This is a genomic window from Brevibacillus sp. HD3.3A (assembly GCF_013284375.2).
GTDB classification, from domain to species: domain Bacteria; phylum Bacillota; class Bacilli; order Brevibacillales; family Brevibacillaceae; genus Brevibacillus; species Brevibacillus parabrevis.
The window spans coordinates 2,586,980-2,607,442 of sequence record NZ_CP085874.1; the positions used below are offsets into that span (position 1 = coordinate 2,586,980).

Here is a 20,463-nt window from a genome sequence, read left to right on the forward strand (position 1 = left end):
TGGATGCAACCGAAGCAACGCATACTCAATGCCCCGGTATATCAGCCAGGGAAACCCATTGAAGACGTCAAACGGGAGTTTGGTTTGACAGAAGTGATCAAGCTGGCGTCCAACGAGAATCCTTATGGCTGCTCGCCAAAGGCAAAGGCAGCTATTGCGGAACAACTGGACAATCTCGCTCTTTATCCGGACGGCGCAAGCCTCAACCTGCGCTGGGACTTGGCAGATGCCCTCGGTGTGAAGCCTAGTCAACTGATCTTCGGAAATGGTTCCGATGAAATCTTGTTGATGATCTCTCGCGCTTTCCTGAGCGAAGGCACGAACACCGTCATGGCTACGCCGACGTTCTCCCAATATCGCTCCAATGCGATTATCGAAGGGGCAGAGCTGATCGAGGTTCCGCTCAAGGATGGCGTGCACGATCTGGAAGCGATGGCGGCTGCCATCAACGAGCAGACGAAAGTCGTCTGGGTATGTAATCCGAACAACCCTTCCGGCACGATCGTTACGGCGACAGAGCTGGAAGCGTTCCTGCAAAAAGTGCCGAGCAGCGTTCTCGTCGTCATGGATGAGGCTTATTACGAGTATGTCGTTGATTCCGCGTATCCGCAAACCGTTCCGATGCTGTCCCAGTATCCGAACCTGATCATTTTGCGCACGTTCTCCAAGATTTACGGCTTGGCAACGCTGCGCATCGGCTACGGCATCGCCTCCGAAGAGCTTGTGTCCGCTCTGGAGCACGTCCGCGAGCCGTTCAATACCGGAGCGCTTGGTCAGGTGGCAGCACGCGCGGCCCTGCACGATCAGGAGTTTGTCATCTCTTGCCGCGACCGCAACCGCGAAGGCTTGAAGCAATTGACTGACGCATTCGACGATTGGGGACTTTCCTACTTCCCGACGCAAACCAACTTCATTTTGGTAGACCTGAAAATGGATTCCGATGAAGTATTCAAAAAGCTCTTGATGAACGGAATCATCGTTCGCTCGGGCAATGCGCTCGGCTTCCCTGGATATCAACGGATTACAGTGGGAACAAAAGAACAGAACGAAAAGATTTTGTCTGTGCTAAAAGAAATCGTAACTGGCGCATTGAAATAACGGACACGAGATGCCGGGCGTTCCCCGGCATCTTTGTCTACGCGCATATGAGGAAGGACAGGAAGTGGAGATGAAAAAAGTAACCATCACTGTAATCGGTGTCGGATTGATTGGCGGTTCGATCGCTTTGTCCATGCGACGTGACCCCAATATCCGTGTTGTCGGTTACGATGTACGACAAGAACCATTAGATAAAGCGTTGACACTTGGAGTGATTCACGCTGGAACGACTGATTTGCAAACGGCTGTCCGCGAAGCCAATGTCATTTTCCTCGCAGCCCCTGTCGAGCAAATCGTAGCTACACTGCGCTTGTTGCAAGACATGGAGCTGCAACCAGACGTCATCGTCACAGACGTGGGAAGCACCAAGTCAGGCATTGTCAGACAGGCGGTAGAAGTCATTCCGCCGCATGTGACGTTTATCGGCGGGCATCCGATGGCCGGATCGCACAAATCAGGCGTGGAGGCGGCTTCGGACAGACTGTTGGAAAATGCCTACTACGTTTTGACGCCAGCCCCTGGCACGGCAGCAGAAAAAGTGGAGCGTCTAACCGAGCTTCTCTCCCTCACGCGGGCAAAAGTAGTACAGATGGACGCGGATTCCCACGATCAGGTAGTGGGAGCAGTCAGCCATTTCCCGCATGTCCTGGCATCTGCTCTGGTCAACCTGGTCGCCGGATACGACGAAGAGAACGCGTGGCATGCGCGTCTGGCCGCAGGCGGCTTCCGTGACATTACCCGCATTGCTTCGAGCAACCCGCGCATGTGGCGCGACGTATTGCTGCAAAACCGCGAGCATATTGTGAAGATCGCCAAAGACTGGGCAAAAGCTTTGGAGGATGTCGTCGAGCTTGTGGAAGAAGGCGACCCGGATGGAATCGAGCGGTTCTTCCAGACAGCCCGCGATTTCCGCGACGGTTTGCCTGAGCGCAAAACAGGAGCTTTGCCGCCTTTGAACGATTTGTATATCGACATTCCTGACCATCCAGGGGAGATCGGGCGCATTACGACGTTGCTCGGTGCGAAGCAAATCAACATCACCAACCTGCAAATCAGGGAGACGCGTGAAGATATATACGGTGCGCTGCGCATCACCTTCCATTCCCAGGAGGAGATGGAAAAGGGGGAGGAACTTCTCCGCTTTTTCGATTACAATGTATACAGGCGTACATGAGCCTGGTCGCGCAAACACGCTTTACAACGAAGACGCTTCACAGTATGACTAACGGGTGAAGAGAAAAAGGGGAGTGGCACTGTGCTTCGAGTTCGTCCAGCAAAGAAAATAGCAGGAACCGTACGTGTTCCGGGAGATAAATCCATTTCGCACCGTGCGGTCATGTTCGGAGCCTTGGCAGAAGGCGTTACGACGATCGAAGGCTTCCTGCCTGGCGCGGATTGCCTCAGTACGATCAGTTGCTTCCGCCGCATGGGCATCGAGATCGAGCAGCAGGGTGACAAAGTAACGGTACAAGGCAAAGGCTGGTACGGCTTGCAAGAGCCGATGCAGCATCTGGATGTAGGCAACTCCGGCACCACGATTCGCCTGATGTCCGGCATTTTGGCGACACAGCCGTTTCATACGGTCATGGAAGGCGACGAGTCGATTGCCAAAAGACCGATGCGCCGTGTCATCGGACCGCTGCGCCAGATGGGGGCAAAAATTGACGGCAGAAAAGACGGGGAGTTTACCCCTTTGTCCATTCGCGGCGGCAAGCTGCAAAGCATGGCGTACCAGTCTCCGGTCGCGAGCGCGCAAGTCAAATCGGCGATTTTGCTCGCCGGCTTGCAAGCAGAAGGCGTGACCAGCGTAACCGAACCGCACTTGTCCCGTGACCATACGGAGCGGATGATGCAAGCGTTTGGCGTTTCTGTCGTTCGCGATGGGCTGACGGTGTCTGTAGAGGGCGGCCAAAAGCTGACCGGACGAGCTATTTCCGTCCCGGGCGACATTTCCTCTGCGGCCTTTTTGATCGCGGCGGTCATGGTAGTGCCAGGCAGTTCGCTTTTGATTGAAAATGTCGGGATCAACCCGAGCCGTACAGGCATCATCGACGTGGTGAAAGCGATGGGCGGAAGCCTGGAGCTGCAAAACGAGCGAATTGTCAACGAAGAGCCGGTCGCCGACCTGCTCGTGACCCATTCGCAGCTGCACGGGATCGAAATCAGCGGGGATATCATTCCGCGACTGATTGACGAGATTCCGGTCATTGCCGTCATGGCTACGCAGGCAATCGGACAGACGGTCATTCGTGATGCAGAAGAACTGAAAGTAAAAGAAACCGACCGGATCGCTACGGTCGTGAGCCAGCTGTCCAAATTCGGAGGCCGGGTCACGCCGACGGACGACGGAATGATCATCGAAGGACAGACAGCCTTGACAGGGGCGGTGATCGACAGCATGGGCGATCACCGTATCGGCATGGCGATGGCGATTGCTGGCCTTGCTGCGACAGGAGAGACGGGGATTGAGAACGAGGAAGCGATCGATGTATCGTTCCCGGGCTTTGAAGAACTGCTGAAAAACATCAGCCAATAAGGGAACCGGAGAGAGAGCCTGTTGTTGACGAGACAGCAGGCTCCTTTCTATATGAGCAATGGGGCCTAGAAGAGGAGGAACTGCTCTGACGTTTTTTAGCAAAAATGATTTGACAAGCGCTTACATTCCGTTTATTATAAAAATACAGTATGGTTTCTCTCCACTCCTATCCAATATTATAAAAGCACACATGTGCTACCGCCGTTTGAATGCGCTTACAATCAACGGCGGTCTTTTTTTTTGTGAAAAACGTCTCGACGTTTTTCATGAAACGGGATGTCACCGCTTGCGGTCAACAAAACGGCCATGGCCGTTTTGCATTTTTTCCCTTTTCCGCGCATATGCTCGTACAAATCGCAGTGCGATGCGAGGGTCGGGAGGGGACAAGCATGTCGGAGCAAGGAATGGTCATTCGAGGGGGAGCCGTTGTTACTGCATACGGAATCAAGGAAGCGGATTTGTGGGTGCACGAAGGAAAGATCGTCCGCATCGCCAAAGACACCTTGCCCAAGACGACAGGCGAGACTGCTTTTGCCGAAGTAGACGCGTCCGATATGTATCTTTTGCCTGGCTTTGTCGCACTGCCGACACAATCTTTATATAAAATAAAAGATAGGCACACATACATAGAAGTGATGCAGGGATTTGTCAGGAGCGGCTGCACCAGTTTCGCCGATGTGTTTTTGCACGAAAGCTGGATGAGCAAGCCGCAGATGGAATACCAGCAAACTCGCCATTTCAACAGTCCGCTGGATTACGTCTGGCATGTCGGGATCGGGGCTGACCAGCTACAGGCGAAAACGGTGGCGAGATACGGTGAACATGGCTTGGCGGCCTTTCACGTATCGGTTCGCAGCCCAGAAGAAATTTCCACAATAAAATGGGAAACGCTTTTGCAACTTCATACGTCTAAACAAACGATTCTGCATTTGCACATACAAAATGATGCGTCCGTAAAAAAAGAACAGCGTGATCAAATTCGGCAGCTTTGGCTGGACGCTACTAAATACTGGAAGGTGCGTACCGTCATCGCTGATCCGTCAGTGGCCTTTGAAACAAGAGAACACGATCCGTTTTTGCACATTTTTCGTTTGCCAACAGAAGTGACAGACCGGGCCATTCGCCACATGCACCAGCACTTTTACGACAGTTGGCAAGTCGCTGCTCCCCTTCACGATGTTCGCATTGATTATCGCCGGAGATGGTATTCGCCGGAAAGGTTGCTTTGTCTACTCGTCAGACTTGCTTCGACAAACGTTGCCAAGGCAGTCGGGCTTTATCCGCAAAAAGGGAGCTTGACACCAGGGGCAGACGCTGATATTGTCTTCCTGAAAAAGGAAAACTGGTTGACAAAGTATGATCTTTCCACTATTCTCAATTTTAGCGAAATGCATCTTCCAACATCTGTTATGTCGAACGGTAAATGGTTGTATCGAAACGCGCAGTTTAGCTCGTCTGTTGGGATGGGCAGACGCCTTTTCGACACAAAGCCCTACGCATATGTCATTTAACCCCAAAAATGGGGGTTTTTTCGTGAAGGATTCCCGCAGTCTGACGAGAAAAAGAATCGTAAGGTCGCGCAACTTTTTACATCCCCAGCAGTCTAATGTTACAAAGGCCGCTGAGGGATCGGAATCGCAAGGAGGTAATCCTGATCATGACCGATTCCCAGCTTATCCGAGAAATTAAAGAAGGTAATCTGGAATGCTATGCTGAACTGATTCGTCGATATGAAAAAAAGATCCTCTCATTTGTCACTCATCTTTTGCGTCAGGCACATCTGGAGCATATTGCTGAGGATATTTGTCAGGAGACGTTTTACAAGGCGTATAAGAGCATTCATTCTTTCCGTGATGTAGAAGCAACCTTCTCTACTTGGCTCTATACGATTGCCCGTAACTCTGTACTCAGCGAATTGCGCAAAAGCCGCAACTCCGACGTGTATCTCGATGATACACTGCAAGTGCCGATGGCATCTCCCAAAACTTTGCCCGAGCAGGTTTTGTTGCGCAACGAGCGGGAGAGCATGGTCAGACTGGCTATTAACAACTTGCCGGAGAAGCAGCGCTCAGCCTTGATTTTGCGAGAGTACGAACAAATGGATTACACAGAGATCGCCACGATTCTCGATTTGACCGTCAGCTCCGTGAAATCCTTGCTGTTTCGGGCACGCCAAAGTATAAAAGGCCAGCTGGAAACCTACATCCTGGACCCTCAATTGGATGAAGCTGAAGGGATGAATCGATGATGAAATGTGAAGAAGTTCAGGAAATTCTGCCTGAATACGCCGAAAATCTGTTGTCAGAGGTGACCCAACGCCGTGTTGATCACCATATGGCATCGTGTTATGCCTGTCGTGCCGACTATGAAATCTGGTCGGACAGCGGGGAGTGGATGGAAATGGACAAGGAAGAGTACCATTCCGTTACGCCTTCCCGTTCCATTGTTGATGCTGTCATGGCCCGGATTTTGTCCGAGGAGCAATGGGCGATCCCGATTGGCAGAAAAATTTTCAGTGTAACAGCCAGAATGAGACGCATGGGAGCAAGTGTAGCCGTTTTGTTGCTATTGTTGTTTACTTTTACTTTATATGTCAATTCCACTTCCACCGAGCAAGCCAATTCCCTCGTGATCAACGGGGAAGTGATGGCGATGAACACGCCAAAAGCGCAAGTCATCTCCTCTTCCATGCAGACAGACGATGGTACATACGTGGTAGAAGCACAGCCGCTCACTTCGCAAAGTGATGCACTGGCTAGTGCGACCGCCTCGATCGTTCCGCTGGATGGAAAACCGGCAGCAACGGATTCAGCGAAGCCGAACTACCCGATTGTGCTCAGTGTGTTCGGGATTTTGATGACCGTATTGACAATGAGCTGGCTTACACGTGCATAATGGTATATGATCAAGAGAAATGAAAAGACCGTCTTAGGACGGTCTTTTGTGGCTATTCATCCAGAATACGGCCTAAGCATAATACATATGAGGTGAGCACGATGCCAAAAAAATGGCTGTATGTCATAGATGAGGCAATTAAGCGAATTGAGAACGACGAAGTGGAACTGGGTTTGACAGCCTTGCAAAAAGTGCAGGAGCACGGGGCTGACTTGCCTGATGTCATGATGTATTTGGCGGAAGTCTGGTACCGTCTGGGCCATTTGGACGTGGCAGGCAAACTGTTGTCGGAGGTTCTGGAAAACAATCCGCAGCTAGACCCTTCCTTGCGCAGAGAGTGCCAATTGCTGCTTGCCGAAATCGCGCTTGATTCCAGTGATTTTGAAACGGCGCAGCATTTGCTCTACGAGTGCAAAGAATCGGGCTATGATAGCATTCAACTCGATTTGCTATTGGCAGATTTGTACGCGCTGCAAGATTTGGACGAGGTGGCTGTCAAATATTTGGAGCAGGCCAGACAAAAAGAGCCTGACAACCAGGATATTTTAGCTGCGCTCGGCAACCTGTATTTCCGCATCGGGGAAGATGAAGTCGCGATGCAGCTTCTGGAGCAGGCGGGCAGTGAAAGTCTGGAGCTGCTCTTGACCAAAGGACGCTCGTTGGCGCAAAACGGGCAGTTCGAGCAGGCGTATCAAGTATTCCGCCAGGCGCTTGTGCTCGATCGCTCGCCGGAAGTGCTGTATGGAGCGACACTGATGGCTTTCCACGTGGGACGACTGGAGGAAGCGGTGGAGCTGGTAACCACGCTGCAAGCCATTGACGAAGAGTACGTGGCTTCGTACCCGCTGGCGGCAGACATTTACTTGTCGCTGGGCAAAACCGAGCAAGCTATCGACGCCTTGAAGCAATACGTGACGCTGTCCGGCTTTGACCTCGATCAAATTCGCCGACTGATTGCGCTGTTGACGCAAGCGGGACGATACGACGAAGCGAAAGAATACCAGCAATTGCACGATCAGTGGGATCACGAAACAGAAGAAGAGTAAGCGAAAAAAGCTTCAGCGCATAAAAAAATCGACGAACAGGAAGTCACTCATGTGGCTTCCTGTTTATTTTTCCGCTTATTGGCAAGAATGAGGGATACAAGAAAGCCATCGCAAAGAAGGGATGCACAGATGAACTTGGCTGAGATCTTGGTCTACACCGATATCCGGCAGCTCCATCAGATTGCCAACCACTACGGATGCGAATGCAACCCTCATTCCAAAAACGAATTGATCACTTCTCTCTTGTCCAGTCTGCGTCACCGGTTGACAATCTCTCAGGAAGTAGCGCAGTTGTCTCAAGCCGAAATACACTTTTTGCTGCAGCTTTTGCTCGACAAGCGAACCGTCATGTCGCTGGAGGATTTGCTCGCCAAAGCGGGCGTGGCTCTTTTGGCAGCGAAAGAAAAAAAGCAGGATTCGGCAAGGCAATTTGTCGCGGCGGCGATGAAAAGAGGCTGGATATTTCCTGCCAAAAGCAAAACGGTCGGGCAGTATCAAATCCCGTTGGACATCCGAGAACCTTTCATACAAGCCTGGCTCGATCAGTGGCGCGAGGAGAACGACCTGGTGATCCCGGGGCCGCAGGCGTACAGGGACGAAGGAACGGCTCTTTGCGACGATATCATGCAATTTTTACAATTCCTTCAGCAGGAGCCTGTACCACTTACGGCTGAGGGAGGCATGTACAAACGGCATCAGCAGCAGTTGTTTCAATTTTTGTACGTGAAGGAAGAGCCGCTTTTGCCGCAAAAATGGCGCTTTGGATACGGGCTGCACTTCGATGTATACCCGGATCGCTTCTCTTTGCTTTACGACTTCTGCTACTACAACAAATGGATGGAGGAGGCGGAGGGGAGAGTAGGCATTACCGAGGCGGGACGGGAGCGGTTGGAACAGCCGTATTCCGATCAGCTTTACCATGATGTGATCCGCTTCTGGATGCGATTGTACAAGCGGGCGATCCCGAATTTGCCGATGCTTGTCCAGTTGATTCCGCTCATCGCCTCTGGCGGCTGGGTGCGGCAGGAATCGCTGCTGCATACGCTGGTTCCCTGGATCAAAGAGTTCTACTACGATGCACCCGCAGATATTTTGATCAATCGAGTCTGCAAAATGATGGTGCATCTCGGATTGCTTCGAGTCGGCCAAGACGAGCATGAACAGTGGTTGTACACTGCCACCTATGCGAGCCAGACTTGGCTTCGAAAATACAACGGCTTTACGGAAACGACTATTTTATTGAAGTGAGGGATGGGTATGGAGTGGCCAAATTTCTATTCCAACGCGTACGGAACGAACAATCAAATGGTGTCCGGGTTGCTGTCCGAGATGGTAATCGACGAGCAAATGCGGCAGTACCGCAAGCGGACGCTGTACCAGGAAATTGACGAGGCGTTGGCTACCAAAAACAAAGAGCTGTTCATCCGCCTGACGGGCGAATTGAAAGAGATCATGGCTTACGAAAAGGCGTAGCTGCCTTGGCCGGAAGCTGTGTTGCGAGACTTTGCCGATTCATGGTACGCTAGTTTCCAGAATCTACACGAGAAGAGGAGACGGCGTTATGCAATGGAATGTAAACGAATTTGAAAATTGGGAGGAGCTGCGACCCTATGTGGATACCGCGCTGCTCCCTCTTTATTTGTACAAGGACGGTATCGGGGTAGAAGAACACGTGCTGCGCATGAACTATTTGCTGAATATAGCGGCAGGCATCGAACAGCGGCTCAAGGGGCGAGTTCTTCTGTTTCCGCTCAGCTATCAGTTTGCAGAAGCGAGTCAAGGCCAGAAGACGCCGCGAGACTTCGCTTTTTCAGTCGGATTGCATTTTTCGCAGGACAAAATTCGCTTGGACGAGCAGGGGCAGGAAGGCTGTCTCATGCTTCCGGTCGGAGAAGAAGATCTGGACTCAGCCTTGCGTTTTGAAGTGACTGTGGATGTTTTGGTCCAGGAAATTATTCGTCTGTGGCAGCGAAAGACGGCGCAATAGAGAAAGCGTTTTCCGGTAATACTACAGGAAAACGGGAGGGACAAGGAGCAAATTTTGACAAAATGGCAACAATCTATCAGCAGGCAGGGGTTGGCTTCTACCATGCCCGCTGGACATTCTTGACATCTTTATAGGCGTTAGCTATGATTGGGATTGACCTAGTGTATATGTATGAAAACGCCATCGTAGCGCTATTTTACAGGATAAGGAGGGAAAAAAGAGATGGGAGACAAACGCGAAATTTCCAGACGTACTTTTTTGAACTACGCTCTGATGGGAACTGGCGGGTTCCTTGCTGCGGGTATGATCACCCCGATGATTCGCTTTGCGGTTGACCCTTTACTGCAGGGACATGCAGGTGGAGATAAAGTAGCAGTTGGTTCTCCAGATGAATTCAGCGCAGTACCTAAGCGCGTTGAATTTAAGGTACATACCAAGGACGGTTGGTATGAATCCGAATCTACGTTGTCTGCATGGGTAACCAAAAACGACAAGGGTGAGATCCTTGCTCTGTCCCCAATCTGTAAGCACTTGGGCTGTACCGTTGACTGGAATACCAGTCCGGAACATCCAGATCAGTATTTCTGTCCATGCCACTTGGGCCGTTACACGATCAACGGTGAACACATCTTGGGTACACCGCCGACAGCATCTCTTGATGAGTACGAAACAGAAGTAAAAGACGGCAAGCTTTATTTGGGTAAGGTAAAGGCAAATCCTCGTCCGGGGGTGAACGGCTAAGATGTTACAAAAAATGTATGATTGGGTCGATGAGCGCCTGAATATCACTCCGATGTGGCGCGACTTGGCCGACCACGAAGTACCTGAGCACGTGAACCCGGCACACCATTTCTCTGCTTTCGTTTACTGCTTTGGGGGCCTAACGTTCTTTATTACGGTTATTCAAATCTTGTCTGGTATGTTTTTGACGATGTACTATGTACCAGACATTATCAACGCCTACGAGTCTGTTAAATACCTCCAGAACGAAGTTGCATTCGGGGTAATCGTACGCGGTATGCATCACTGGGGCGCGAGCTTGGTCATCGTGATGATGTTCCTACATACTTTGCGTGTTTTCTTTACAGGTGCATACAAAAAGCCTCGCGAGCTGAACTGGGTTGTGGGCATGCTGATCTTCTTCGTCATGCTGGGCCTCGGTTTCACAGGCTACCTCTTGCCATGGGACAACACCGCATACTTTGCGACAAAAGTAGGTTTGGAGATTGCAAACTCCGTTCCGCTCATCGGTCCGTATGTAAAAATGTTGCTCACAGGTGGAGACATCGTAGGTGCGCAAACGCTTTCTCGCTTCTTCGCGATTCACGTATTCTTCCTGCCAGGCGCATTGCTCGGCCTGTTGGGCGCTCACTTTGTTATGATCCGTTCGCAAGGTATCTCGGGTCCACTATAATGGGTCTTCGATAAAAAGGAGGAAATAGCATGGCAAAACAAGATAAAGATGCTACCTTCGTCGGAGATTCCCGAGTATCGGCGAAGCGTATCCCTAATATTTCTCCATCCTACTCCGACTTTCCGGGAAAAAATGAGCCGTTCTGGCCTAACTTCCTGCTGAAAGAGTGGATGGTGGCAGCTGTTTGCTTGGTCGGCTTCCTCGTGCTGACGGTTTCTCATCCATCGCCGCTGACTGACAAGGCAAACCCGAATGATACGTCATTCGTTCCGTTGCCAGACTGGTACTTCCTGTTCCTGTACCAAATGCTGAAATACCCTTGGGCTGCGGGAGATTGGGTAGTCCTCGGTACGATCATTATTCCGGGTATCGCCTTTGGCGGACTGATGCTTGCTCCTTGGCTGGATACCAGCAAAGAGCGCCGTCCTTCCAAGCGTCCGGTAGCAACTGGTTTGATGCTGACAGCTCTGGTAGGCGTTTTCTACCTTACGTGGGCTGCGGATCACGAGCACTCCCTGAGCCATCCATCCAGCAAGGATTCTGGTGGCGCTGGCCATGGCTCCAACGCAACGGCTCCGGCACCTGCTGACACCAGCTTTACAGCAGATGCTGTATGGAAAGCTCAAACAAGCTGCATGGGTTGCCACGGCAAAAACATGGAGGGCGGCATGGGTCCAAACCTCCAGAAGATCGGTGAAAAATACGATGCAACGCAGATTGCCGATATCATCAAAAATGGTAAGCCACCTGGAATGCCAGGCGGCATGATCAAGGATGATGCGGAAATCACGAAGTTGGCCGAGTACATGGCAACCTTGAAATAAGCTAATAGAGAAAAAGCTGGCTGACGATGCGGTCAGCTTTTTCTTTAGCGGCGTACACAGCGGGAGACGATAAACATGATCTGGATATGGGAGTGGTTCAAGCATTCTTTGGGGAAAAGATGGTTTCTATGGACGCTGTTTATCGTAAACCTGCTGGGAACTATATACGGATTCATCTGGTATAAAAACCAGCTGGCAGAAACGCCAGCGTACTTGACTCCTTTTGTCCCAGACAGCCCAACAGGTAGTGGCCTTTTTACTTTGGTCATCCTTACCTATTTGTTGGGTCGCCACATCCCGGTACTGGAAGCACTGGCAGGCATCACGAATTTCAAGTATGGTGTATGGGCCGTTTGCATTATCTTGGCGGGTTGGATGATGGGGAATGAAGTACGCTGGACAGATGTGATGTTAATTATTTCACATGCTGGAATGGCGGCTGAATCGGTGCTGTATGCACGCTTTTACAAATTGAGCATCCTGCCAGTGGGGATCGCTGCGCTGTGGACTTTAAACAACGACTTTTTGGATTACGTGATGGATATCCACCCATGGCTGCCGAGTGTGCTTGACCCGTACGATGGTTTCGTCGGGCTGTTTACTGTGCTTCTCAGCCTGGTATCCATATCGGTTATTTGGATTGCAAACAGCAAGCACACGATAAACAAGGTCTAATCTTGTCCTCCTTTCCATAGGCTGTACTAGGGGAAGGAGGTTTTTTGCGTTGAAGAAAAACATCCGGTTTTTACTGTTCTTTTTGGCGATCGGATTGTTTTTGTCCTGGCCGATACACAGTTTGTACTCCAAGCTGAATCAACCGATCGAAGCACAGCAATTAGTGGCTCTGGATCAGATTGCCAATGATTTTTTGAATTACGCAAAAAAAGGGGATATTGAAGGCGCACAAGAGCGGATTGTGCAACTGGCGGAGAAGTTCCCGAACCAGCATTTGACGTCTCCGCTCAAAATCGAGAGCCTGAACGCGGTAACGCAGTCGATTTTGGCGGCGAAAAAAAGCTTTTCTTCGGCCAACGTGAGCGAGCAGCAGCTGTTGTGGCACGCCACGCAAGTTCGGGTAGCGATTGATGCTTTGACGCATGAACATCAGCCGATGTGGCGCAGCTATTATCCCTCTCTTGTCACCCAAGTGCAAAACTTGCAGCAATCTGCGGTAGAGCGTAATTTCACCCAATTTCGCGAGCAGTTCGACGAGAATTATCGGCTGTTTTTGGCGATCAAACCGGGCATGAGCATCCAGCTGCCGGAGGAGCAATTGGCTTCGATTTCCTCGGCTTACGATGTCATTTCCAAAGAGATGAGAAACGCGCAAATGGACTGGCAGCTCATCAGGGAAGCTTTGCGCGATTTGAACGGTTCCATTCAGACGGCATTTGTCGGCGAGGAGAAGAGCACTTTTGCCCGCCTGATGATGCGGCCTGATTCGCCCATGACGATGCTGCTCTCGATTGCGATTGCGCTCGTTGCCGCTTTGGCTTATGTGGCGTGGAAAAAGTACGATGGCGAAATTCGCTCCACCTGAAAACGGAAGGAAGCGTACACAAAAAACCTTGCCCTTATGCTCAGGCAAGGTTTTGTTGCGTTTGAAGCTTTAATCATGCAGCGGCTTTTTATTCTCATCAAGCGTAAAGCCTTCGCCCAGCACCTCGTGCACGTCATTGACGATCACGAAAGCGTGCGGATCGATCTCTTGCACGATGTTTTTAAAGCGCATGACTTCGTTGCGGCTGACGACGACGTAAATGACTTTCTTTTCTTCCCCAGAGTAAGCTCCTTTACCCGCCAGAAGCGTTACGCCACGGCCGAGATCGAGAATTTGCTTCGAGATTTGCTCGGCGTGATTGGAAATGATGGTCAGCGCTTTTCCGGCGTAAGCCCCATCCTGGAAAAAGTCGATCACGCGCGCTGCGATAAACACGACGACGAGCGTATACATCGCGCTCTCCAGGTTCAAGTAGATGAGCGATGCGCCGATGACGAGGATGTCGCCGAAAAACAGCGTTCTACCCATGCTGACACCCATGTATTTTTGCAGCAAGCGGGCGATGATGTCTACTCCGCCAGTCGTTCCGCCATAGCGGAAAATAATGCCCAAACCGACGCCGACAGCTACACCAGCGTACAGGGAAGCGAGCAGTCGATCTTTCATCACGAGCGGCATGACGCCGTCAAAGACGGAGAGAAAGACGGAAAGGGCGACCGTTCCTAAAATCGTGTAGAAAAAAGACGTGCGGCCGAGAATTTTCCAACCTAACAAAAACAGCGGTACGTTCAAGACGAAAAAGACAATCCCTTGATCTACGACCGGGAACAATAGCTTGATCAAAATGCTAATCCCCGTGATACCGCCCTCGGCAAGATGGTTGGGGATGTTAAAGGCGTTAATGCCGAATCCCATGATGGCAGAACCGATAATGATGGCGATGATGCTCTTTAAACGGATGTTCATAGTGTCCTCCTGTTTTGCCGGAGCCGAAATGGATGCTTTTTTGTCCGACATGTTGTGCAGTTGTGCGAGCGAAAACCTTGATGCCTGAGGGTCATACGAAAGCCATTATAAATGACCGATTATTTGATTGTCCATATGTTGGAAGAGGAAGTATTGAGATTTGGCAAACGCAGCCTTTTTGTGTACGATAGGTGAAAGAGAGAAGGATGAAAACAACAAAGGAGTGGGCGAATGGAACGGCAAAAAACAATGCAAGAAATCCAGCAGGAAGTGGACCAATACATATCGCAATTCAAGGAAGGGTACTTTTCACCGCTGTCCATGCTGGCTCGCATGACGGAAGAAGTCGGGGAACTGGCACGGGAGATCAATCATTTTTACGGCGAAAAGCCCAAAAAGAAAGACGAAGGCGAGAAAACGGTCGAAGAAGAACTGGGCGACGTCCTGTTTATTGTGATCTGCTTCGCCAACTCGCTTGGCATTGATTTGCAGGAAGCGTTTGATCGTATTATGCACAAATTCAACACACGCGATAAAGATCGCTGGACAAGAATTGAGGAGAACGATCCGCATGAATAAACAAATACGCGTAGCGGTGGCGGGCGCCAACGGACGCATGGGACAGGAAGTTGTCAAAATGCTGGCGCAGGACGACCAGATGATCTATACCGGCAATCTGGATACGCGCCTTGACGCGGAACAAATTGCCAAACAAATGGAAGAAATGCAGCCTGACGTGCTTGTCGATTTTACGACACCGCATAGCGTGTACAAAAACATGGAGCTGTGTTTGGCACACGGCGTTCGACCTGTGATCGGCACGACCGGGTTGACTCCCGAGCAGTTGCAGGAAATGACCGATCGCTACAAAGAAGCGGGTCTGGGGGCGATCATTGCTCCGAATTTTGCGATTGGGGCCATTCTTTGCATGAAATTTTCCGCGATGGCAGCGAAGTACATGCCGCATGTGGAGATCATCGAGCTGCACCACGACCGCAAGCTGGATGCGCCAAGCGGCACAGCACTAAAGACGGCGGAAATGATCGCTGCTGTGCGCCAGGAGCTGAAGCAGGGACACCCGGAAGAAGTGGAGACGATTCCGGGGGCGCGGGGAGCCGAGTACGAAGGTTTCCGCATTCACAGCGTCCGCTTGCCGGGAATGGTTGCTCACCAGGAAGTGCTGTTCGGTGCGACCGGGCAAACGTTGTCGATTCGCCACGATTCCATCAATCGCGAGTCGTTTATGCCAGGCGTCAACTTGGCGATCAAAGCTGTGATGAGCATGTACGGCTTGATTTACGGGCTGGAACATTTGATTGATTAAACGTTTGATTAAAAAAGCGATCTCTATCGAGACATAAGGGAGAGTTTCTCGTGAAAATTGCATTGATAGCGCATGATCGAATGAAAGAAGAGATTGTCCAATTGGCAACGGCCTACGAGTCGATCCTGGCCGAGCATGAGCTGTATGCCACGGGTACGACAGGCGCAAGAATCATGGATGCCACTTCGCTGAAACTCACCAGATTTTTGTCAGGACCTCTGGGAGGCGACCAGCAAATCGGGGCGAAAATTGCCCGAAACGAGATGGACCTGATTATTTTCTTGCGTGATCCGCTTACTTCGCAGCCGCATGAGCCAGACATTATTGCGCTGCTCAGGCTGTGTGATGTGCATAAAATTCCGTTTGCCACCAACCTCGGGTCTGCGGAAATCATGCTCAAGGCGCTGGAGCGCGGGGAGTTGTCCTGGCGCGAGGTGCTGCACGAGGAGAATGAGGCATGAGTTCACTCGACATTTTGGCGATTGGTGCGCATCCTGATGACGTGGAGATCGGCGCGGCGGGGAGCCTGCTTTTGGCGGCGCAATCCGGGAAGCGTACAGCGATTCTCGATCTGACGTACGCCGAGCTGTCGTCGAATGGCACGGTGGAGCGCAGACAACAGGAAGCGGCTGCGGCTGACAAGCTGCTAGGGGTTGCGGCGCGCTACAATTTTGGCTTGCCTGACCGCGGGCTGGAGAGCGTCAGGGAGCAAGCGATCGAGCGGGTCGTGAAGCTGATCCGCGAAACGCGTCCGCGTACAGTGCTCGCTCCGTATTTTTCCGATCGGCATCCCGATCATGAGAGCGTAAGCCGCATCGTGCGGGAAGCTATCTTCAATGCGGGTATCCGCAAGTATTTGCCTGATTCGGAGCTGCCAGCGTATCGCCCTGCTCAATTTCTGTACTATTTTATTAATTCGACAGTCACACCCCAGTTTGTGGTCGACATTACCGCGATCTACCCGCAAAAAATGGAAGTGCTCCGCTGCTACCGCAGTCAATTCGAGCTGGAAGAAGGCAGTGTGCAGACTCCGTTGACCAACGGGTATCTGGAATCGGTCGAGTATCGCGAGCGCTTGTTTGGGCAACAAGCAGGCGTGACGTATGCAGAAGGATTTGTCAGTGCTGCGCCTTATGTATTGAACAGCTTGTGAAAAGGGGTGACACCTAAGAAATGAACATTGGGATTACTTGTTACCCATCTTTGGGAGGCTCAGGGGTTGTCGCGACAGAGCTTGGCAAGCTGTTGGCGGAGCGCGGGCATCAGGTGCATTTTATTACCGGCGGGATGCCTTTTCGCCTGGGAGCCTTTCATCCGAATATTTTTTACCACGAAGTAGAAGTGAACCATTATGACGTGTTCAAATATCCGCCGTACGATTTGACGCTGGCAAACCGGATGGCGCAGGTGGCCAAAAATGAAAAGCTGGACTTATTGCACGTACATTATGCCGTGCCACATGCGCTGTGTGCGTTTTTAGCGAAACAAATGGTCGGGGATCATCTGAAAATCGTCACGACTCTGCACGGGACCGATATTACCGTGTTGGGGTATGACTCGAACTTGAGCGACATGATTCGCTTCGGCATTGAGCGCAGCGATCTCGTGACGGCTGTATCCAAAGATTTGATCAAGCAGACAAAAGAGCTTTTGCACGTCGAAAAAGAAATCGTTCCGGTGTACAACTTCGTCGACAAGCGGCGCTACTACCCGAAAGAGGTAGAGCACCTGAAAAAAGTGTTCGCTCCAAACGGGGAGAAAATCCTCATGCACATATCCAACTTCCGTCCGGTCAAGCGCGTTCCGGATGTCATTGACATCTTTGCGCGAGTCAGACAAGAGATGCCTGCGCGTCTGATCCTGATTGGGGAAGGACCGGAGATGGGGGCCGTCCGCAAGCAAATCGCCGAGCAAGATTTGACAGAGGACGTATGCTTTTTGGGCAAACAGGAGGACGTAGCGGAAGTGTTGTCCATGGCAGACTTGATGCTCTTGCCGTCGGAAAAGGAAAGCTTCGGCTTGGTTGCGCTGGAGGCAATGGCGTGTGGCGTTCCTGTCGTGGCTTCCGTGGCTGGCGGGATTCCCGAAGTGGTTGTCGATGGCGTCAACGGCTTTTTGCGTCCGATCGGAGACGTCGAAGGCATGGCGCAAGCGGCGATTCGTCTGTTGCAAAATGAAGAAATGTATCGCCAGTTTTCCGCGAACAGCATCGAACGCTCCTGCAAAACGTTTTGTCACGAAACGATTGCCTCCGAGTACGAGGCGCTCTACGCCAAGCTGCTCGGATAAGCACTCGATACGGGCAACAACAGCTATTGGCGGGACAATCGGCTTTTCACCAATTGATGCAACTTGGATACAAAAATGAACAGCCCATACAAAAATCTCATGAGTGTCGCCTCCTCATAACATCGGGTGAACCATGCGAGAAAGGGGGGAGCGGTATGACGCTCCATCTGGCAAACCGGGTTCTTGAGACGTTGGAGAATCACGGATTTGAAGCTTACTATGTCGGCGGATGCGTCCGCGATTGGCTGCTGTCTCGGCCCGTGCACGATATAGATATATGTACGAATGCCCATCCTGGCGACGTCATCCGCTTGTTTCCCGATCACGTTCCGACCGGACTCAAGCATGGGACAGTGTCTGTCAGGATCGAGGGGCAATTTTTTGAAGTGACGACTTATCGGACGGAAGGCAAGTATGAAGACTATCGCCGTCCGGCAGACGTCCAGTTCGTGTCCGATCTCAGACTGGATTTGGAGCGCAGGGATTTTACGATGAATGCCATGGCGATGAATCGGATGAAAGAGCTTCAGGACCCGTTTGGCGGTCAGGCAGATATGGCAGCGCGACTGGTCAGGGCCGTGGGACAACCGCTGGAGCGCTTTCGGGAAGATGCGCTGCGATTGCTCCGAGCCGTTCGCTTTGCGGCGCAGCTCGGTTTTGCGATTGAGGCCAGGACGCTTGCTGCCATGAGCGAGACGGCTTCGCTTTTGGCGCATATCGCTGTGGAGCGTGTCCGGGAAGAGCTGAATAAAATGCTCGGCAGCCAAGCCCCGCAAATCGGTTGCGATCTGATCAACGAAACGGAACTGTTTGGCTATTCGCCTGTCTTGCAGCGATTGTTTCGCGATTCGGCTTCCGCATTTTGGCGGAGTGCGCATGTAAACAGTCTGCCGCAAAAATGGGCGCTTCTGTTCTACGCAGCGCAGTTTACCTCCGAGGAAGCGATCGCTGCCTGCCAGCTTTTGCGAATGTCCAAGCGGGAGACGGAAGCAATCGGTTTTTTTGTGGAGCAATTGCGGCATTTGCAACCGGAGTGGGATCAGCCAAAACCGCTTGAGTGGGGGCAGTTGTTGCTCGAAGCAGGCTGGGAAAAATGCGAGCAGCTCGCCCAGCTTTTGCTGGCATGCTGGTGGAATCAACAGCCGCAAGCCATGCTGGCGAGCCTGTCCGAACAATATCACGCGATGCCGGTCAAAACCATGAAGGAACTTGCGATAACCGGGCTTGATCTGCAACTCGCCCTGCAAAAGAAACCGGGGGAATGGATTGTCCACGTGTTGCGGACGCTGCTGCGGCAAGCGGCCCTGCACGGATTGCCGAACACCCCCCATGATTTGATTGAAGCTGCAAAGAAAGAGGTTGCGCAAGATGAACATTAAACAAGTCATTCTTCAAGCCTTTCGCGATCAGCCGGGACGCTTTATTTCCGGCGAAGAGCTGAGCCAGACGTGCGGCTGTTCGCGAACCGCGGTCTGGAAGCACATCGAGGAGTTGCGGCGGGATGGGTACGAGGTAGAAGCTGTCCGCAAGTCAGGCTATCGCTTGCTTGCAGCGCCTGATCGGCTGTCTGCGGCAGAAATCATGGCGGGGCTGTCTACCGCGCGGATCGGACAGCATGTCATCGCCCATGATGAGGTCGTCTCCACGCAGCCGCTCGCGCACGAGGCTGCGGCAAAAGGCGCACAGGAAGGCACGCTCGTTTTGGCGGAGCAACAGACGGGGGGGAAAGGGCGGCTGGGACGTCCCTGGCACTCTCCGAAAGGGACAGGCATCTGGATGAGCCTGATCGTCCGCCCTGCGATCCCGCTGCCGAAAACGCCGCAGATGACCTTGCTGACAGCGGTGACTGTCGCGAGAACGATTCGCGAGGAAACAGGGCTTCCTGTCAAGATCAAGTGGCCGAACGACATTTTTATCGGGGACAAAAAAGTGTGTGGGGTATTGACCGAGCTGAACGCGGAATCGGATCGCGTCAATTACTTGGTGATCGGCATCGGGCTGAACGCCAACAGTGTACAGGCTGACTTTCCCGAAGAGTTGTTGTCTATCGCGACTTCTTTGCGAATCGAGTCGGGTACTCCGATCAAGCGCGTTTCGTTCATCCAGCGCTTTTGCCAAAACTTCGAGGAAGAGTACGACCATTACTTGCGCGCAGGCTTCGCGCGTGTGAAGCAAGAGTGGGAAGCCAACTCCTATTCGATTGGCCGCTGGGTAACCGTCCAGACGATCTCGCAAAAGCTGGAGGGACAAGCGATAGGGCTTGATGAGGAAGGCGTGCTCATGGTGGAAGATCGGGCAGGCCAGATCCATAAAGTGTATTCGGCGGACGTCAATTATCGTGCAAATGTGTAGATGATTTGCTATACTCCAAAAGGGAGGCTGTATCTTTTCAAGAACGGTACTCCCGGAGTATTTTTGCAGCAAATGGTGTATAGATAAGGCAAATACGCAAGGACAAAAATCTGCTCAGAGCCTTTGTGGACCGAGACAGAAGGAATCCGTTCAAGACAAGTATGTCTCTTTGGCATGGACAACCTTCTCCCTTTTATGAGCGAGAAGGTTTTTTTATTCCTCTCTATCCAC

General features: G+C 51.7%; 23 protein-coding genes. 22 read left to right on the forward strand and 1 reads right to left on the reverse strand.

Features of this window, described 5'->3' with window-relative positions; all coding sequences use genetic code 11:
* Positions 1-3: 3 nt before the first annotated feature.
* From hisC to HP435_RS12880, 15 genes are all read left to right on the forward strand, one after another.
* Positions 4-1,098: a histidinol-phosphate transaminase gene (gene hisC / locus HP435_RS12810; protein WP_122963568.1), complete on the forward strand. Its 1,095-nt coding sequence runs from the start codon at positions 4-6 to the stop codon at positions 1,096-1,098.
* Positions 1,099-1,168: 70 nt separating this feature from the next.
* Positions 1,169-2,272: a prephenate dehydrogenase gene (locus HP435_RS12815; RefSeq protein ID WP_122963657.1), complete on the forward strand. Its 1,104-nt coding sequence runs from the start codon at positions 1,169-1,171 to the stop codon at positions 2,270-2,272.
* 81 nt (positions 2,273-2,353) lie between these two features.
* Positions 2,354-3,634, forward strand: coding sequence for a 3-phosphoshikimate 1-carboxyvinyltransferase (gene aroA, locus HP435_RS12820; RefSeq protein ID WP_173598799.1), 1,281 nt, complete (start codon positions 2,354-2,356; stop codon positions 3,632-3,634).
* Positions 3,635-4,023: 389 nt separating this feature from the next.
* On the forward strand, positions 4,024-5,145 hold the full coding sequence (locus HP435_RS12825) for an amidohydrolase family protein (RefSeq protein ID WP_122963656.1): 1,122 nt from the start codon (positions 4,024-4,026) through the stop codon (positions 5,143-5,145).
* A gap of 146 nt (positions 5,146-5,291) precedes the next feature.
* The gene (locus tag HP435_RS12830) at positions 5,292-5,882 is read left to right on the forward strand and encodes an RNA polymerase sigma factor (protein WP_063226965.1); all 591 of its coding nucleotides are present in this window, start codon (positions 5,292-5,294) and stop codon (positions 5,880-5,882) included.
* A complete protein-coding gene (locus tag HP435_RS12835) occupies positions 5,879-6,529 on the forward strand; it encodes a zf-HC2 domain-containing protein (protein ID WP_122963566.1) in 651 nt (216 codons plus the stop codon). Before HP435_RS12830 ends, HP435_RS12835 begins: the two co-directional genes overlap by 4 nt.
* Before the next feature lie 101 nt (positions 6,530-6,630).
* Entirely contained in the window at positions 6,631-7,575 is a 945-nt protein-coding gene (locus tag HP435_RS12840; RefSeq protein ID WP_122963565.1) for a tetratricopeptide repeat protein, read from the forward strand.
* Between the two features lie 129 nt (positions 7,576-7,704).
* The gene (locus HP435_RS12845) at positions 7,705-8,823 is read left to right on the forward strand and encodes a hypothetical protein (protein WP_122963564.1); all 1,119 of its coding nucleotides are present in this window, start codon (positions 7,705-7,707) and stop codon (positions 8,821-8,823) included.
* 9 nt (positions 8,824-8,832) lie between these two features.
* On the forward strand, positions 8,833-9,048 hold the full coding sequence (locus HP435_RS12850; RefSeq protein WP_063226969.1) for an IDEAL domain-containing protein: 216 nt from the start codon (positions 8,833-8,835) through the stop codon (positions 9,046-9,048).
* Positions 9,049-9,136: 88 nt separating this feature from the next.
* A complete protein-coding gene (locus HP435_RS12855) occupies positions 9,137-9,562 on the forward strand; it encodes a DUF2487 family protein (protein ID WP_173595817.1) in 426 nt (141 codons plus the stop codon).
* A gap of 222 nt (positions 9,563-9,784) precedes the next feature.
* Entirely contained in the window at positions 9,785-10,303 is a 519-nt protein-coding gene (locus HP435_RS12860; protein WP_063226971.1) for a Rieske (2Fe-2S) protein, read from the forward strand.
* A gap of 1 nt (position 10,304) precedes the next feature.
* Positions 10,305-10,976, forward strand: a complete 672-nt coding sequence (qcrB, locus tag HP435_RS12865) for a menaquinol-cytochrome c reductase cytochrome b subunit (protein WP_049740092.1) — start codon at positions 10,305-10,307, stop codon at positions 10,974-10,976.
* Between the two features lie 29 nt (positions 10,977-11,005).
* Positions 11,006-11,800, forward strand: coding sequence for a menaquinol-cytochrome c reductase cytochrome b/c subunit (locus HP435_RS12870; RefSeq protein ID WP_063226972.1), 795 nt, complete (start codon positions 11,006-11,008; stop codon positions 11,798-11,800).
* A gap of 75 nt (positions 11,801-11,875) precedes the next feature.
* Entirely contained in the window at positions 11,876-12,475 is a 600-nt protein-coding gene (locus tag HP435_RS12875) for a DUF1405 domain-containing protein (RefSeq protein ID WP_063226973.1), read from the forward strand.
* Between the two features lie 49 nt (positions 12,476-12,524).
* Complete coding sequence (locus HP435_RS12880; protein ID WP_122963561.1) at positions 12,525-13,340, forward strand: sporulation protein YpjB; 816 nt, start codon at positions 12,525-12,527, stop codon at positions 13,338-13,340.
* A gap of 69 nt (positions 13,341-13,409) precedes the next feature.
* Here the strand turns inward: HP435_RS12880 and HP435_RS12885 are convergent, their stop codons facing one another.
* Complete coding sequence (locus HP435_RS12885; RefSeq protein ID WP_063226975.1) at positions 13,410-14,267, reverse strand: YitT family protein; 858 nt, start codon at positions 14,265-14,267, stop codon at positions 13,410-13,412.
* A 231-nt stretch (positions 14,268-14,498) separates the two neighbouring features.
* Here HP435_RS12885 and HP435_RS12890 point away from each other — a divergent pair, with 231 nt between their 5' ends.
* The 7 genes from HP435_RS12890 (at position 14,499) to HP435_RS12920 (ending at position 20,232) form a co-directional block, all read left to right on the forward strand.
* Entirely contained in the window at positions 14,499-14,846 is a 348-nt protein-coding gene (locus tag HP435_RS12890) for a nucleotide pyrophosphohydrolase (RefSeq protein WP_122963560.1), read from the forward strand.
* Positions 14,839-15,591 (forward strand): 4-hydroxy-tetrahydrodipicolinate reductase, encoded by a 753-nt coding sequence (gene dapB, locus HP435_RS12895; RefSeq protein ID WP_122963559.1) that lies wholly within the window; start codon positions 14,839-14,841, stop codon positions 15,589-15,591. The genes HP435_RS12890 and dapB overlap by 8 nt, the downstream gene beginning before the upstream one ends.
* A 50-nt stretch (positions 15,592-15,641) precedes the next feature.
* Positions 15,642-16,052 (forward strand): methylglyoxal synthase, encoded by a 411-nt coding sequence (locus tag HP435_RS12900; RefSeq protein ID WP_063226978.1) that lies wholly within the window; start codon positions 15,642-15,644, stop codon positions 16,050-16,052.
* Complete coding sequence (bshB1, locus tag HP435_RS12905; RefSeq protein WP_122963558.1) at positions 16,049-16,744, forward strand: bacillithiol biosynthesis deacetylase BshB1; 696 nt, start codon at positions 16,049-16,051, stop codon at positions 16,742-16,744. The genes HP435_RS12900 and bshB1 overlap by 4 nt, the downstream gene beginning before the upstream one ends.
* A 20-nt stretch (positions 16,745-16,764) precedes the next feature.
* Entirely contained in the window at positions 16,765-17,880 is a 1,116-nt protein-coding gene (gene bshA / locus HP435_RS12910) for an N-acetyl-alpha-D-glucosaminyl L-malate synthase BshA (RefSeq protein WP_122963557.1), read from the forward strand.
* Positions 17,881-18,035: 155 nt separating this feature from the next.
* Positions 18,036-19,259 carry a CCA tRNA nucleotidyltransferase gene (locus HP435_RS12915; protein WP_173598800.1) on the forward strand — a complete coding sequence of 408 codons (1,224 nt, stop codon included), beginning with the start codon at positions 18,036-18,038 and terminating at the stop codon, positions 19,257-19,259.
* A complete protein-coding gene (locus tag HP435_RS12920; RefSeq protein WP_122963555.1) occupies positions 19,249-20,232 on the forward strand; it encodes a biotin--[acetyl-CoA-carboxylase] ligase in 984 nt (327 codons plus the stop codon). Before HP435_RS12915 ends, HP435_RS12920 begins: the two co-directional genes overlap by 11 nt.
* Positions 20,233-20,463: the final 231 nt, after the last annotated feature.